We start from the raw sequence: 14,966 nt of genomic DNA, 5'->3' as shown, positions 1-14,966 counted from the left end.
TACTTGTCACACTGTGCGATCGAGCCGCCCGCTCGATCGCATTTCCGATCAACGACGCAGCGCGCCGCTGGCGTCGAATTGCGCTTCGCGGCCGTCCATTTGGGCTCGGTACCAGTTCTCCCGATGGACGACCATGATCTTCTCGTGCAGCGTGCTCACCCCCGGCACGAACCGCCGGGCGAGTTCCATGAGCGTGATCAGCGGGAACCGCACGACCGGGATGAGCATCCACGGCAATACCTTCGGCATCGAGTATTTCCGCCGGGTGCCGGGTGACATGAACATCGCGGAGTACACCGAGTTGATGCGGAAATTATATTTCGCACGGAGCAGGGCGAGACCGCGTTGCCCGTCTCGCGGAGCGAACGCCTGCGGGTACGACTCGATGAGTTCCTTGCCGTACTCCCCCGAGTCGTACGACCGCGACACAACGGTGGTGAGCAGCGTCCGCACGCTGTCGCCGATCGTCTCGGGGTACCAGGTCGTCCGCACGCCGAGGAGATAGCCCATGTATTTCTGGAAGTGGATGAGCGCCCGTATTTCTCGCGGTGTTGTGTGGTAGCCGAGAGTCCACAGTGCCAGGCCCGGAGTCACGCTGCCCGCGATGAGTGTGAGCAGCATGTAGGTCTGGCTGATGGGAAGTCCCCATTTGGCGGCGTCCCACTCGGGGTGCCCGGCCACGCGGGCACGTACGGAGACATGCATGATCCGCACCTTCAGCGCCGTAGCCCGGCCGCGCGATCCGGGGGTGAGAAGCGCGCCGGGCTCGGACACGTCGATCCAGAACCGCGAGGTTTCGAGGAATCGGCGCAGGGCGTTGTCGCCCGCGTAACCGCCCGCGAGCGAGAGCGGTGTCGCGACAGCGGATTCCGTATAGATTTCGAGAGTTTCCGCACCGGCGAAGCTGAACAGCATCGTGCCCCAGCGCCGCCAGATTTCGGCGCCCTGTTCCACGAGTTCCGGTTGCACCCATTCGGGGACCGTCTCGAACTCGTCGAACAACGCCTTCATCGCGTCGGGTGCCTCGGGAACGGAGTCGATGCCCTCCGCCAGGGCCCGATCGAGCAGTGCGCGGGCCTCCTGTGGGCCGAGGTCACCGTGGTAGACCTCAGCGACGAAGCGCTCCGCGGTGGGGTCGCCACTGTAGAGGTCGTTGCACAGTGCGCGGGCCTGCTCGTCGGTGGGAAGGATGTCGAAACCCGTCACCGAACGGATCAAGCCCCGTACCCGCCGGACACCGGGCCGGGCCTTCGCGTTCCAGTAGGGGAACGCGCTCGGGCAGCGGTCCGGGGTATCCGATTTCCCGGATGCGAGTGTTTCCAGTGTTCCGGTCATGCCGATGCCTCCTCGGCTCGGTCGTCTGTCACCGTGCGGCGGATCCATCCGGTCAGACGGCTCACGACATCGTGAAGGCCCCCCGGTTGGTCCACCAGGTAATGGTTGAGGTTGCGCATCTCGATCAGTTCCGCCTCGCCCGGCAGGGCATCGCGCATCAGCCGGGAGTCCTCGGCGAAAGCGGCCTGGTCGCCGAGCAGGCTCATCACCAGAGTCGGTGCGGTGACGTTGTTCAGATCGGTCAGTGCGTCGGCGTTGGTGTGGTCCACGCTCCACGTGCTGAGCCAACTGCGCACCGTCACGAATCGGGCGAGCCCTCCGGCGGCGGTGTTCGCCGCAGCCGGATCGCCGTACATGCTGCCGGCTTCCCGGTCCGAGGGGTCGAGGGTGGTATCCACGAACCGCGGATCTCCGACGGTGCGATGCACCACGAACCCACGGTCGGACGCGCCCACCCGGTTCAGCTCGTCGAGTTGCCCGAGAGCCCACGCGTCGATGCGGCGCATCCGGGCGAGTTGCGCGTCGCGGTAGCGGGCGACCCACTCCCGGTCGAGCGGTACCGTCCGGCCCGGCGCGTACAGGTCGAGGTCGGGATCGGTCGCATACGGGTCGGCCTCGTCGACGACGGCGCCGTCGATCCAGTGCCGCAGCACCCGCGCGCGTCCCGGATGCGCTCCGACGAGTAGCAGCGCATCGGCCGGGCGCAGATTCGCGTCGGCGAACGGGGCGGGATCCCCGGCGGGGGTCTGCGTGACCGTGGGGTTCTCCGCCTGCGACTGGTAGAACGATGCCAGCGAACCCCCGCCGCTGAACCCGAGCAACACCACCTTCTCGAAACCGAGTTCGTCCGTCATCCATCGCACGCCGGTACCGAGGTCGAACGCGGCGCGCTCCATGATGAGCGCGGGTTCGTTGGACGCATACCGGGTGTTGAGGCCCATCGCCGGGATGCCGGCGCCGGCGAACGCGCGGAGCAGGAAGTGGCTGAGGAAGTTCGACGCCGGATGACACATGATCACGCCGACCTCGCGTGAGTATCCGGGTGCCGCTACGAGGTTGCCGTGCAGCGTCGGATAGTGGCGGCTGAGACCGGAGTGCATCTCGATGCGGCCGTCCGTCGCCGGTTGGTAGGGAATGCGCTGGAAGTGGTCGCGCGGTTCATTGCCTGTCGTGGGGTTCATCGCACCGTCCGATACTGGAGCATCATGTCGTGGTCTTCGTGGTCGAGGACGTGGCAGTGCCACACGTAGCCCTGCAAGCGGTGGGCGTCCTGGTGCCCGGTGTGCCCGTGGTGACCGGCACTCTCGGTCGCAGCGGTGCCGACTGCCGCCGGGAACGTCGCGTCGGGATCGAAACCCAGTTCGTCGGCGGTCGGGAAGTACGCGACGATGCGGGTCACCGAATTCGGATCACAGATCACGGTGTCCTTGTATCCGGTCTCCCACGGCTCGGGACCGCGCAGCGGTTCCACGACGAACGGATCGGCGTCGGGGGTCCACTTGGTGCCGATCGGCGGCTGTGGTTGCCGCGCGCACATCGCGAGGGTGTCGATCGCTTGGCGTCCCACGACTCGAAAGTGCACGAGGTGCAGGTGAATCGGGTGCGGGTCGGGTGTGGCGTTGACGATGTTCCACTGCTCGACGGTGCCCTGCCGGGGCATCTCGATGTCCTCGCTGTGGAACCTGAGATTGTTGAGCGACATGATCGATGGGGGTAGCCGCACGTCCGACGGCTGACTCAGCGACACGTGGCGAATGTGCGCAGGTTCCGGGGTGGCTCCCACGATCGGGGGTTGCCCGGTACCGCCGCGCAGTCGGTCCGGTACCGGTCCGGTGAAGCCGCGCGCGGCCTCGGCCCGGAAACGCAGGAACACCGGCATGTGCACAGCACCGATCTGCGCGGCTTGCGGTGCGGCCGATTCGGTATTGCGGAGTTCGACGGTGGCGCCGGGCTCGAGAGTGCCGAAGTCGACCAGGAGGTCCACACGTTCGCCCGGTGCGAGCCGTACGTGGGTGGTCGGTGCGGGAGCGTCGAGCAGTCCGCCTTCCATCCCGATGACCCAGAACGGCATGCCGTTGGAAAAACGCAGATCCCACACGCTGAAGGACGCGGCATTGAACAGCCGAATTCGGTAGAGGCCCCGTGCTACCCGGGCCTCGGGCCAGATCTTGCCGTTGACGACGCCAACGTCGCCGACCGCGCCGCCTTCCCATCTGCCCTGGGGAACGATCGGGGTGGAGCGGATGCTCTGCCGTCCGTCTCCGTGGACGATCTTCTCTTGCAGCACCAGTTCGAGTTCGAACTCCCCGGCCGGCAATCCGAGCGGGTTGCCGCGTTCTCCGGTGTCGTAGTCGTCGCGGAGCAGGTACACACCTGCGAGCCCGGCATAGACGTTCAGGCGCGTAACGGCCATGGCGTGGTCGTGGTACCACAGCCCGGCGGCATCCTGCCTGTTCGGGAACCGGTACGTCGATCCCTCTCCCGGTCGCGCGATCTTCTGAGGGTGACCGTCGAATTCGGGTGGCGTCACGCCGCCGTGCAGGTGCATCGATGTGGGTACGTCGGTGCGGTCCCGCTCGCTCAGTCCGTGCAGGGTGGTGTCGACGTCGGCAGCGAACGGATGCACCGTGATCCGGTTCCGGTATTCGATCGTCGTTTCCTGTCCGCGGTGCGCGGTGATCACCGGACCGAGATACGTGCTGTTTCCGTAGGCCAGGGTCGGACCGGGCGCGAGGTCGCGATGGAAGCTGTGGGTCGCGCTCACCGCATCGATCCTCAGCGACGAGCCCTCGAGCCTCGGGAGGACGGGGAGGTCGTCGACGAAGGGCGTCAGCCGGGGCGACGGGAAAAGCATGGGACGGGGCAGGTCGGGGCTGTCGGCGAACGCGCGCCCGCCGACCAGCGCACTTGCGCCGGCGCCGGCCGCGATTCCGGCGAGAAGAGTTCTGCGACTGATATTCCGCATGGACCAGGCTTCCGTTTCACGCGACCGCAGCCGAAGTGGGAGCACATTCCGTGATCGCCATCACAATACCATACGGTATGGTGTGGTCGAACGTTCCACCCTCGCCGCGATCGCTTAGTAGACATGATGATCTGTATTGCATTGTGCTGGAACGCTGTTCGATCCCCGCTCGCGTTCCGCGGTATCGCCGGCCCACATTCTCGTATCCGGTGACATGTAGGCTCGACGCGTACAGCGAGAGACAAGAGGTGACGACCCCGTGGCGCAGCAACCTACGAAGGACGGCTCGCGGTCCGGCCGGCGCCCCCGGCTTTCCCTCGACGACTGGACCGCGGCCGGGTTGCAGTTGCTCGTCACCGAAGGCCGCAATGCCGTCAAGATCTCCCGCTTGTGCGACGAACTCGGTGTCACCAAGGGCAGTTTCTATTGGCACTTCACCGACATCGACGACCTGATGAAGGCCATCGCCACCCGGTACACCTCACAAGACAACGACGCCGCCCGCGGCCTGACGAGCGTGGAAGAACTACCCGTCCGGGAACGGCTGACACGCATGGGCACGATGCTCGTCGACGACCGCGCGTGGGAGGCCGAGGTGGCGGTACGCGAGTGGGCGCGGAGCGACCCGCAGGTCGCCGAATCCGTGCGCGCCCTCGACCAGAGAATCATGACGGTGATCGAGAACGCATTCCTCGAACTCGGTTTCGACAAGGACGAGGCCCGGGTCCGGGCCGGGACACTGGTGTACGCGGGCATCGGATTCGTGTACGGCCGCGACGGATTGCCCTCCCCCACGGTCGAGCAGATTCAGGCACTGCTCACGATTCTGGTCCGCAAGTAGACGACTGTACCCGGGAGGATTCACCTCCCGGGCACAGTGCCACCCCCCGGACTATCGGGCTTCGTTCAGACGATCGACCGCCTGGTCGTAGCCGGTGACAAGTTCGTTCATGATGTCGGCGACGGGACGGATGTCGTTCATCCGGCCCACCACCTGGCCCACCGGCATTGCGACGACCTCGGGATCGTCCGCGGCCGAAATACGCTGGTGCGCTTCGCTGACGAGAATGTTCTGCAGCGGCATGGGCAGAGGCGCCGGTGCGTCCGGTCGGGACCACGCCTCCGTCCATTTGGTCTTGAGCAGTCGCGCCGGCTTGCCCGAATAGATGCGCGACCGCACCGTGTCGGACGACGTCGCACCGAGCAGTGCCCGCTGGATCGACGACGGGCCGTCGGCCGCGGAACCGAGTTTGTATTCCGCGGCGGTGAGCCAGTACGAGCCCATCCAGACTCCTTCGGCACCCAGCGCCAGTGCGGCCGCAACCTGCCTGCCGGACCCGACGCCTCCCGCGGCAAGTACCGATGCGGAATCACCGACGGCGTCGACGATTTCGGGCCAGAGCACCATCGACGCCACCTCGCCGGTGTGTCCCCCGGCCTCGTATCCCTGGGCGATCACGATGTCGACACCGTTCTCGACGTGCCGGCGCGCGTGCTCCACCGCCCCCGCCAGTGCCGCGACCGGCACCCCCTTCTCATGAGCGAGGTCGATGACATCCTTCGGGGGCGAACCCAGAGCATTCGCGATCAGCGAAATCCTGTGCCCCAGAGCGATGTCGACATGGGAGCGCGCCACCGAGTGCAGCCAGCCGAGTACACCGCTCGCCTGCTCGACGTCATCGGACAGCGGAGGAACACCGAGTTCGGCGAGGGTCCGGTCGACGAACGCACGGTGTTCCGCCGGGATCAGTTTGTCGAGATCGAGCGCGGTGCCCTCGGTGGGCACCTTGGCCGGCATCACGATGTCCACGCCGTACGGCTTGCCGTCGGTGTTCTCGTCCATCCAGGTCAGGACGGCGTCGAGTTCGTCCGCGTCGTTGAAGCGCACGCATCCGAGGACACCGAGTCCGCCGGCGCGGCTGATGGCCGCGGCGACGTGTTCGGAGGGAGTGAACCCGAAGATCGGATAGTCGATTCCGAACTTCCGGCCGAGGCTGGTCTGCATGTCCCTGCCTCTCAGCCCACCGCGCCGGAAGCGCTCGTGGTGAAATGCTCGTCGGCGGGGCGCGCTTCGGTCTGCTCGTGGGCCCACCGGTAGTCCGGCTTGCCCGCCGGCGAGCGCTTGATCTCGTCGACGAACCATGCGCTGCGCGGCACCTTGTATCCCGCGATCTTGGTGCGGGCGCTCGCGACCAGTTCCTCGAGAGTCGCGGTGTGGCCCTCCCGAAGTGCCATCACCGCGGCGACCCGTTCGCCGAATCGCTCGTCGGGCACGCCGACCACGAGCACGTCGAACACCGCCGGGTGCAGCTTGAGCGCGCCCTCGACCTCTTCCGGATAGATCTTCTCGCCGCCGCTGTTGATCGAGACCGAACCGCGCCCGAGCATCGTGACCGTGCCGTCCTCCTCGACCCGGGCGTAGTCACCGGGGATCGAGTACCGGACGCCGTTGTACTCGCGGAACGTCGCCTTCGTCTTCTCTTCGTCCTTGTAGTAGCCCAAGGGGATGTTTCCCTTGCGCGCGATCAGCCCGACCTGCCCCGAACCCGGAGCGATGGGGTTGCCGTCTTCGTCGAGCACCGTGGTCGACTCGTCGATCTTCACCGTCGGGCCGCCGCCGCGGGTCTTGCCCTTCTCCACGATTCCGAGACCGCCGAACCCGCTCTCGGACGAGCCGATCGAGTCGGTGAGCACCTTGCCGGGAAGCAGTTCCAGGAAGCGGTCCTTGAGGGAAGGCGAGAACAGCGCGGCACTCGACGCCATCGCGTAGAGGGTCGAAAGGTCGTACGGCCGACCGGTCTTCGGGTTGCCCTCTTCGAGTGCGTCCAGCATGGGGCGGCCCATCGCGTCACCGGTGATGAAGATGACGTTGACCTTGTGTTCGTCGATGATCCGCCATACTTCGTGGCCCGAGAACTCGGGGTGCATGATGACCTTGCCGCCGCTGAACAGCGACTGGAACAGCGCCCACTGCGCGCCGCCGTGGATCATGGGGGGAATCGGATACCGCACGAGCCCGGGGTTCTCGGCACCCTGCCTCGCGAGTTCCCATTCGTCTTTCACCCACTCGCCGGTCATGAAATTGATGCCGCCACCGAGCACGCGCCAGACATCCTCGTGGCGCCACATGACGCCCTTGGGATGGCCGGTGGTGCCACCGGTGTAGAGCATGTACAGGTCGTCGGGGCTGCGCTCACCGAAGTTGCGCTCGGCCGAACTCCCGGCGAGCGCGGTCTCGTAGTCGACCCCTCCGTACGACGAGAAGTCGCCGTCGGTGCCGTCCTCGATCACCACGACGGTCTGGACCAGCGGAGTGGAGGGCAGAACGTTGGCGACCTTGTCCGAGTAACGGCGCTCGTGAATGAGCGCGACCGTATCGGAATTGTCGAACAAGTACTGCAACTCGTTCTCGACATACCGGTAATTGATGTTGACCATGACGGCCCGGATCTTGAACACCGCAACCATCGCCTCGACGGCCTCGATGGTGTTACGGGAGTAGATCCCGACTTTGTCACCTGGCTTCACACCCTGTTCGGCCAGGTAGTTGGCGAGTCGGTTGGCTCGTTCCTCCAATTGTCCGTAGGTGACCTCTCTCCCGTCCGAGGCCAGTGCGACACGGTCGGGAACGAGGTCGATTGCGTGCTCGACGAGGTCTGCGATGTTAAGGGGCACGCCACAAAAGTAGAACGTGTTACCGTTATTGACAAGGCTTTACTGAGACCTATTTCACAACACCCGCCAGGAGTCCTCCAGTGTCCTCTCCCGCAGCCCCCGGCGCAGCCGATTCGGACATTTCGTCCCGCGCTCCCCACTGCCTCGTGGAGCAACGCGGTCACGTTCTCATCGTGACGCTCAACAGGCCGGAGGCACGCAACGCGTTGTCGGGCGAAATGATGGCGATCATGTCCGACGCCTGGGATCGAGTCGACAACGATCCCGAGATCCGCGTCGCGATCCTCACCGGCGCCGGCGGCGCGTTCTGCGCAGGCGCCGACCTCAAGGCCATGAACCAGTCGGCACCGGGCGACAAGTTCGAAGGCGGCGGCTGGGACCTGTCCCGCTTGCCCGCCCTCCTCAAAGGCCGGCGACTGACCAAGCCTCTCATTGCCGCGATCGAAGGCGCGGCCATCGCGGGTGGCACCGAAATCCTGCAGGGCACCGACATCCGGGTCGCCGGGGAAAGCGCCAAATTCGGTGTTTCCGAAGCGAAGTGGGGACTGTTCCCCCTCGGCGGCTCCGCGGTGCGTCTCGTCCGCCAGATTCCGTACACGATCGCAGCGGACATTCTGCTCACCGGCCGGCACATCAAGGCGGCCGAAGCCAAGGAGATCGGACTCATCGGTTACGTGGTCCCCGACGGCACCGCACTCGACAAGGCACTCGAGATCGCGGAGACCATCGCGAACAACGGGCCGGTCGCCGTCCAGGCCATCCTGCGCACGATTCGCGACTCCGAGGGCCTCCACGAGGAAGAGGCGTTCCGGATCGACGCCGAACTCGGTGCCGCGGTCTTCAAGAGTGCCGACGCAAAAGAAGGTCCCCGTGCCTTCGCCGAGAAGCGCCCCCCGAAGTTCACCGGAGCCTGACTCCCGCACCGACCCAGCGACGCGCCCGCGCACCCGTGCGCGGGCGCGCCCATGCGTGCAGCACTACACACCTGTGAGACCTGGGCCACATCGAAACCCCAGGCTCTGTTACCTTCCGTTGTGATCCAGGACACAGACCTGCACTGTTGGTGCAGGCGGTAAGGAGCCCCATGTACCCCGGCGTCCACGCGCGCACCACACCCGACAAAGTCGCTGTCGTTCTCGCCGACAGCGACCGCAGCCTGACCTATCGCGAATTGGACGACCATTCGGCGGCACTGGCACGGGTACTGCACGACGCGGGACTCCGGCCGGGCGACGTCGTCGCATTGCTCACGGACAACCGGGTCGAAGCCTTCGAGGTCTTCTGGGCAGCGCTGCGTTCGGGGCTCTACATCACGGCGGTCAACAGCCATCTCACTGCCGGTGAAGTCGCCTACATCGTCGAGGACAGCGGCGCGAAGGCGCTCGTCGTCTCGGCGACTCTCGGCGACCTGGCCGAACACGTCGGAGATACGGTTGCCGCCCGGTCGGCCCGGCTCGCCTTCGGCGGCGCGGTCCGCGGCTTCGAGTCGTACGAGGATGCGATCGCGAGCGCCGGACCACGACTCGACGAAGAACCGTCCGGCGCGATCATGCTCTACTCGTCGGGCACCACCGGATTCCCCAAGGGGATCCAGCCGCCGTTGCCCGACCGCCGCGTGGACGAACCCGGTGAATCGCTGGTGATGGTGGCGCAGTACATGTTCGGTATCAGCGACGCCGACGTCTACTACTCCCCCGCACCGATCTACCATGCCGCGCCCCTACGTTGGGGTGCGGCGGTCCACGCACTCGGCGGAACAGTGGTGCTCGCGGCGAAGTTCGACCCCGAGACCGCGCTGCGCCATATCGAGGAGTACTCCGTGACCGCGGGCCAGATGGTCCCGACGATGTTCGTGCGCATGCTCAAACTCGACCCGCAGATCCGAGCCCGCCACGACCTCTCGAGCCTGCGGGTGCTCATCCATGCCGCAGCGCCGTGCCCACCCGACGTCAAGCGCGCCATGATCGACTGGCTCGGCCCCGTGATCTACGAGTACTACAGCTCGACCGAAGCGAACGGCATCACGTTCATCAACAGCCAGGAATGGCTCGACCATCCCGGCTCGGTGGGCAAGAGCGTCATCGGCCCTGCCCACATCTGCGACGATGCCGGCACGGTGCTGTCAGCCGGGGAGATCGGAACGATCTATTTCGAAGCCGATCACGTGCCCTTCACCTATCACAACGATCCCGAGAAGACCTCGACCGCACAGCATCCCGAGCATCCCACGTGGACGACGGTGGGCGATCTCGGGTACCTCGACGAGGACGGGTTCCTGTACCTGACCGACCGCAAGTCCTTCACCATCATCTCCGGCGGCGTGAACATCTATCCGCAGGAGATCGAGAACGTCCTCGCGCTCCACCCGGCCATCGACGACGTCGCCGTCATCGGCGTCCCGCACCCGGAGATGGGCGAGGAGGTCAAGGCGGTGGTGGAACTGTCGCCGGAGGCCACCGGATCCCCGGAGCTCGCCGAGGAACTGCTCTCCTACGTTCGAGAGCGGGTCGCGCACTTCAAGGTGCCGAGGTCGGTGGACTTCGTCGACCGGCTTCCCCGCACTCCCACGGGCAAGCTCGTGAAAGGGAAGCTGAAGGCGGCCTACACCTCCTGAGGTGCGAGCGACAGCCGCCCGGTCACTGCAGCACGGCCGAGGCCAGCTCCTTGATCTGGGCGGCGTCGCGGCACGAGACGAGCAACATGGTGACGCCGGCGTCCTCCCACCTGCGCACCCCGTCGCGCACCTCCGCCAGGTCACCGACAATCATCGTCTCGGTCACCATCTCGTCCGGAATCGCCGCGGCTGCTTCGTCTTTGCGGCCGGCACGGAAGAGTTCGGTGACCTCGTCGACGACGTCGCCGTACCCCATGCGCCGGTACACCTGCGCGTGAAAGTTCAGCTCGGGTGCTCCCATCCCTCCGACATACAACGCCGTCACCGGTTTCATCGCGGCGACCGTGCCCTCACGGTCGTCGGTCACCACGACCTGGCACGTCGCGGCGATCTCGAAGTCCTCGCGCGTGTGACGTGCCCCGGCACGGGCGAACCCTTCGTCGAGCCATTCGTTGTACATCGGCGCGAGCCGCGGCGTGTAGTAGATGGCGAGCCACCCGTCGGCGATCTCCGCGGTGAGTGCGACATTCTTGGGACCCTCGGCGCCCAGCCAGATGGGTATGTCCGAACGCAGCGGGTGGGTGATGGGCTTGAGCGGTTTCCCGAGTCCGGTGGCACCGGCTCCGGTGTACGGGAGCGGATAGTGCGGCCCCGGGCTCGTGACCGGCGCTTCACGGGCCAGCACCTGACGGATGACCGAGACGTACTCCCTGGTTCTCGCGAGCGGCTTCTCGAACGGCGCGCCGTACCAGCCTTCGACGACCTGCGGACCGGATACACCGAGACCGAGGATGTGCCGGCCGCCCGACAGGTGATCGAGGGTCAGCGCGTGCATCGCGCAACTGGTCGGCGTGCGTGCCGAGATCTGGACGACGGAGGTGCCCAGCCGCACCCGGTCGGTCGACGACCCCCACCACGCGAGCGGGGTGAACGCATCCGAACCCCACGACTCGGCCGCGAACACCGCATCGAACCCCTCGGCTTCGGCTGCTGCAACGAGTTCCGGTCCGTTGCCCGGGGGTTGCGCACCCCAGTATCCCAGTTGCAGTCCCAGTTTCATTGCACGCCTTTCGGGTCGAACCAAGCGCGGCAAGGTGCAGATCACACGGTACCCTTGCCAGCAACACTAGAACCTGTTCTACTCGAACTTGTGAGCCTGGGAAAGAGTGCGGTCGCCGAGCCACCGCTGAATGCACCGCTGAATCTGAAGTTCGACTACACACGATCCACCGGGCCGACCGTCGGCGCGTTCGTCACCGGACTGCGCGACGGACGCATCGTCGGTGCGCGCGGATCCGACGGCAGGATCTTCGTCCCGCCCCCGGAATACGACCCCGTTACTCATGAACCGCTCACCGATTTCGTCGAGGTGGGCCTGACGGGAACCGTCGTCAGCTGGACGTGGAACGCGGACCCGCTGCCGGGCCAACCCTTCGACCGGCCTTTCGCATGGGCCCTCATCCGCCTCGACGGTGCCGATACCTCGATGCTCCACGCAGTGGACGTCGCGTCCCCCGACGACATCGACACCGGAATGCGCGTCCGGGTCCGCTGGGCGTCCGAGCGCACCGGCGGAATCCACGACATCGCGGCCTTCGAGCCCGGAGAAGCGACCACGGACACACCGTCAGAGCCCGGCGAGCCCGTCTCGATGATCACCACTCCCGTCGACCTGCACTACCGGCACAGCGCGTCGCCCGAAGAATCCTGGTACCTCCGAGGATTGAAGGAAGGCAAGATCATCGGTGGCCGCACGGGCCCCGGTGAGAAGGTGTACGTGCCGCCGCGCGGTGCGAGCCCCACCGACGGCGTCCCCACCAAGGAACCGGTCGAGTTGCCCGACAAGGGCACCGTGACGACGTTCTGCATCGTCAACGTGCCGTTCATGGGCCAGCAGATCAAGCCTCCCTACGTCGCCGCATATGTGCTGCTCGACGGTGCCGACATCCCGTTCCTCCACCTCATCCTCGAGTGCGACGCCTCCGAAGTGCGCATGGGAATGCGGGTCGAGGCCAAGTGGCGCCCGCGGGAAGAGTGGGACCACACCCTGCGCAACATCGAATACTTCCGCCCGACCGGCGAGCCCGACGCCGAGTTCGACACCTTCAAACACCACCTCTAGGAGCGTCGAGCACCATGACAGACATTGCAGTCGTCGGCTTCACGCACGCCCCCCACGTGCGCGAGACATTCGGCACCACCAACGGTGTGGAAATGCTCGTCCCCTGTTTCCAGGAGCTCTACGACACGCTCGGCATCACGAAGTCCGACATCGGCTTCTGGTGCTCCGGTTCGTCGGATTACCTGGCCGGGCGCGCCTTCTCGTTCATTTCGGCCATCGACGCCATCGGCGCCGTCCCGCCCATCAACGAGTCGCACGTCGAGATGGACGCCGCATGGGCGCTCTACGAGGCGTGGGTCAAACTCATCACCGGCGAAGTGGACACCGCCCTGGTCTACGGCTTCGGCAAGTCGTCGGCCGGCACGCTGCGGCGGACACTCTCGCTGCAACTCGATCCTTATCTGGTCGCGCCGCTCGGCGTCGACTCCGTCTCTCTCGCCGGACTGCAGGCCCGGATGGGTCTCGAATCCGGGAAGTGGACCGATCGGGAGATGGCCGAAGTTGCCGTGCGCTCTCTCGCCGCAGCGAAGAACAACCCGAAGGCCCAGCTCTCCGGAGACCTCGACATCGACGAACTCCTGTCCCGCCCGTACATCGCCGACCCGCTCCGGAAGCACGACTGCGCTCCCGTCACCGACGGTGCCGCCGCGATCGTTCTGGCAACGGGAGACCGCGCACGCGAACTGTGTGAGAACCCCGCCTGGATCACCGGAATCGAGCATCGGATCGACTCGCCGAACTTCGGCGCCGCCGACCTCACCACCGCACCGTCCGCGCGTGCCGCGGCGCGCGCCGTGACGGGCGGCGACACCGCGTTCGACGTCGCGGAACTGCACGCCCCGTTCACCCACCAGGAACTGATCCTGCGTGAGGAGATCGGACTCGGCGACGACACCGTCGTCAATCCGTCGGGCGGTCCGCTCAGCGGCAACGCGATGTTCTCCGGCGGCCTCGAGCGAATCGGTTACGCCGCACAAACGATCATGAACGGGACAGCGGGTCGTGCGCTGGCCCACGCGACGAGTGGCGCACTGCTGCAACAGAATCTGGTAGCTGTTCTGGAGGGACGTAACTGATGGCCAAGCAACCCGCAGCTGTCCTGGGCACCGGGCAGACCCATTACGTCGCCAAGCGTCACGACGTATCGATGTCCGGCCTGGTGCGCGAGGCGATCGACCGCGCCATGCTCGACGCCCAGGTGGGCTGGGACGACATCGACGCCGTCATCATCGGCAAGGCGCCCGACCTGTTCGAGGGCGTCATGATGCCCGAGTTGTCGATGGTCGACGCGATCGGCGCCACCGGCAAACCGATGCTGCGCGTACACACGGCGGGATCGGTGGGAGGGTCCACCGCCAACGTCGCGGCGAGCATGGTGCAGTCCGGCGTCCACCGCCGAGTTCTCGCGGTGGCGTGGGAGAAGCAGTCCGAATCCAACGCGATGTGGGCGCTGTCGACACCGGTGCCGTTCACGATGCCGGTCGGTGCGGGCGCGGGCGGTTACTTCGCCCCACACGTCCGCTCCTACATCCGCAGGTCCGGCGCCCCTGAGCACGTGGGTGCGATGGTGGCGGTCAAAGACCGGCTCAACGGTGCGAAGAACCCCTACGCACACCTCAAACAGCCCGACATCACGCTGGAGAAGGTCCAGGCATCGCAGATGCTGTGGGACCCCATTCGTTACGACGAAACCTGCCCGTCGTCGGACGGCGCGTGTGCCGTGGTGATCGGTGACGCCGACAGCGCCGCTGCGGCAGAGGCCGCCGGGCGCCCTGTGGCATGGATCCACGCCACCGCGATGCGGACCGAACCCACGACGTACGCGGGCCGCGACCAGGTCGACCCCCAGGCGGGCCGGGACGCAGCAGCAGCATTGTGGAAGCAGGCGGGCATCACCGATCCGCTCACCGAAATCGACTGCGCCGAAATCTACGTCCCCTTTTCCTGGTTCGAGCCGATGTGGCTCGAGAACCTCGGCTTCACGCCGCAGGGATCGGGATGGAAGCTGACCGAGTCCGGCGAAACCGCCATCGGGGGACAACTGCCGATCAACATGTCCGGCGGGGTCCTGTGCTCCAACCCCATCGGCGCGTCCGGCATGATCCGTTTCGCCGAGGCCGCGATCCAGGTGATGGGCAAGGCCGGCGACCACCAGGTCGACGGTGCCCGCAAAGCACTCGGCCACGCCTACGGCGGTGGTTCGCAGTACTTCTCGATGTGGGTGGTCTCTTCCGATCGGCCGACGAACTAGGAGC

12 protein-coding genes are annotated in these 14,966 nt (G+C 66.2%); 6 read left to right on the top strand and 6 right to left on the bottom strand.

Annotated features, from left to right (window positions below):
- Positions 1-48 precede the first annotated feature (48 nt).
- The 3 genes from ACFWU2_RS03770 to ACFWU2_RS03760 are packed head-to-tail and all read right to left on the bottom strand — an operon-like array spanning position 49 to position 4,300.
- Complete coding sequence (locus ACFWU2_RS03770; RefSeq protein ID WP_378600993.1) at positions 49-1,335, bottom strand: oxygenase MpaB family protein; 1,287 nt, start codon at positions 1,333-1,335, stop codon at positions 49-51.
- Complete coding sequence (locus tag ACFWU2_RS03765; protein ID WP_378600990.1) at positions 1,332-2,516, bottom strand: alpha/beta hydrolase; 1,185 nt, start codon at positions 2,514-2,516, stop codon at positions 1,332-1,334. The genes ACFWU2_RS03770 and ACFWU2_RS03765 overlap by 4 nt, the downstream gene beginning before the upstream one ends.
- Positions 2,513-4,300 (bottom strand): multicopper oxidase family protein, encoded by a 1,788-nt coding sequence (locus ACFWU2_RS03760; RefSeq protein WP_378600987.1) that lies wholly within the window; start codon positions 4,298-4,300, stop codon positions 2,513-2,515. Before ACFWU2_RS03760 ends, ACFWU2_RS03765 begins: the two co-directional genes overlap by 4 nt.
- Positions 4,301-4,559: 259 nt before the next feature.
- Here ACFWU2_RS03760 and ACFWU2_RS03755 point away from each other — a divergent pair, with 259 nt between their 5' ends.
- Positions 4,560-5,141 carry a TetR/AcrR family transcriptional regulator gene (locus ACFWU2_RS03755; RefSeq protein WP_378600984.1) on the top strand — a complete coding sequence of 194 codons (582 nt, stop codon included), beginning with the start codon at positions 4,560-4,562 and terminating at the stop codon, positions 5,139-5,141.
- 51 nt (positions 5,142-5,192) lie between these two features.
- Here the strand turns inward: ACFWU2_RS03755 and ACFWU2_RS03750 are convergent, their stop codons facing one another.
- Both ACFWU2_RS03750 and ACFWU2_RS03745 read right to left on the bottom strand, forming a co-directional pair.
- The gene (locus ACFWU2_RS03750; protein WP_378600981.1) at positions 5,193-6,305 is read right to left on the bottom strand and encodes an NAD(P)H-dependent flavin oxidoreductase; all 1,113 of its coding nucleotides are present in this window, start codon (positions 6,303-6,305) and stop codon (positions 5,193-5,195) included.
- An 11-nt stretch (positions 6,306-6,316) separates the two neighbouring features.
- On the bottom strand, positions 6,317-7,975 hold the full coding sequence (locus ACFWU2_RS03745) for an acyl-CoA synthetase (RefSeq protein ID WP_378600978.1): 1,659 nt from the start codon (positions 7,973-7,975) through the stop codon (positions 6,317-6,319).
- Positions 7,976-8,055: 80 nt separating this feature from the next.
- On the opposite strand from ACFWU2_RS03745, the gene ACFWU2_RS03740 reads away from it, so the two are divergent.
- Both ACFWU2_RS03740 and ACFWU2_RS03735 read left to right on the top strand, forming a co-directional pair.
- Positions 8,056-8,889: a crotonase/enoyl-CoA hydratase family protein gene (locus ACFWU2_RS03740; protein ID WP_378600975.1), complete on the top strand. Its 834-nt coding sequence runs from the start codon at positions 8,056-8,058 to the stop codon at positions 8,887-8,889.
- Between the two features lie 170 nt (positions 8,890-9,059).
- Positions 9,060-10,589, top strand: a complete 1,530-nt coding sequence (locus tag ACFWU2_RS03735) for an AMP-binding protein (RefSeq protein ID WP_378600972.1) — start codon at positions 9,060-9,062, stop codon at positions 10,587-10,589.
- A 22-nt stretch (positions 10,590-10,611) separates the two neighbouring features.
- Here the strand turns inward: ACFWU2_RS03735 and ACFWU2_RS03730 are convergent, their stop codons facing one another.
- Entirely contained in the window at positions 10,612-11,649 is a 1,038-nt protein-coding gene (locus ACFWU2_RS03730) for an LLM class F420-dependent oxidoreductase (protein WP_378600969.1), read from the bottom strand.
- Between the two features lie 90 nt (positions 11,650-11,739).
- On the opposite strand from ACFWU2_RS03730, the gene ACFWU2_RS03725 reads away from it, so the two are divergent.
- Genes ACFWU2_RS03725 through ACFWU2_RS03715 form a run of 3 tightly spaced genes read left to right on the top strand, consistent with a single transcriptional unit; the run spans position 11,740 to position 14,962 of the window.
- A complete protein-coding gene (locus ACFWU2_RS03725) occupies positions 11,740-12,711 on the top strand; it encodes a Zn-ribbon domain-containing OB-fold protein (RefSeq protein ID WP_378600966.1) in 972 nt (323 codons plus the stop codon).
- Between the two features lie 14 nt (positions 12,712-12,725).
- On the top strand, positions 12,726-13,787 hold the full coding sequence (locus ACFWU2_RS03720) for a thiolase domain-containing protein (protein WP_378600963.1): 1,062 nt from the start codon (positions 12,726-12,728) through the stop codon (positions 13,785-13,787).
- Positions 13,787-14,962, top strand: coding sequence for a thiolase domain-containing protein (locus tag ACFWU2_RS03715; protein ID WP_378600960.1), 1,176 nt, complete (start codon positions 13,787-13,789; stop codon positions 14,960-14,962). Before ACFWU2_RS03720 ends, ACFWU2_RS03715 begins: the two co-directional genes overlap by 1 nt.
- Positions 14,963-14,966 lie beyond the last annotated feature (4 nt).

This window comes from Rhodococcus sp. NPDC058639, assembly GCF_042717545.1.
GTDB lineage: Bacteria > Actinomycetota > Actinomycetes > Mycobacteriales > Mycobacteriaceae > Rhodococcus.
The sequence above is the reverse complement of the archived record's forward strand: the minus strand, read 5'-3'. Positions and strand labels throughout refer to the sequence as shown.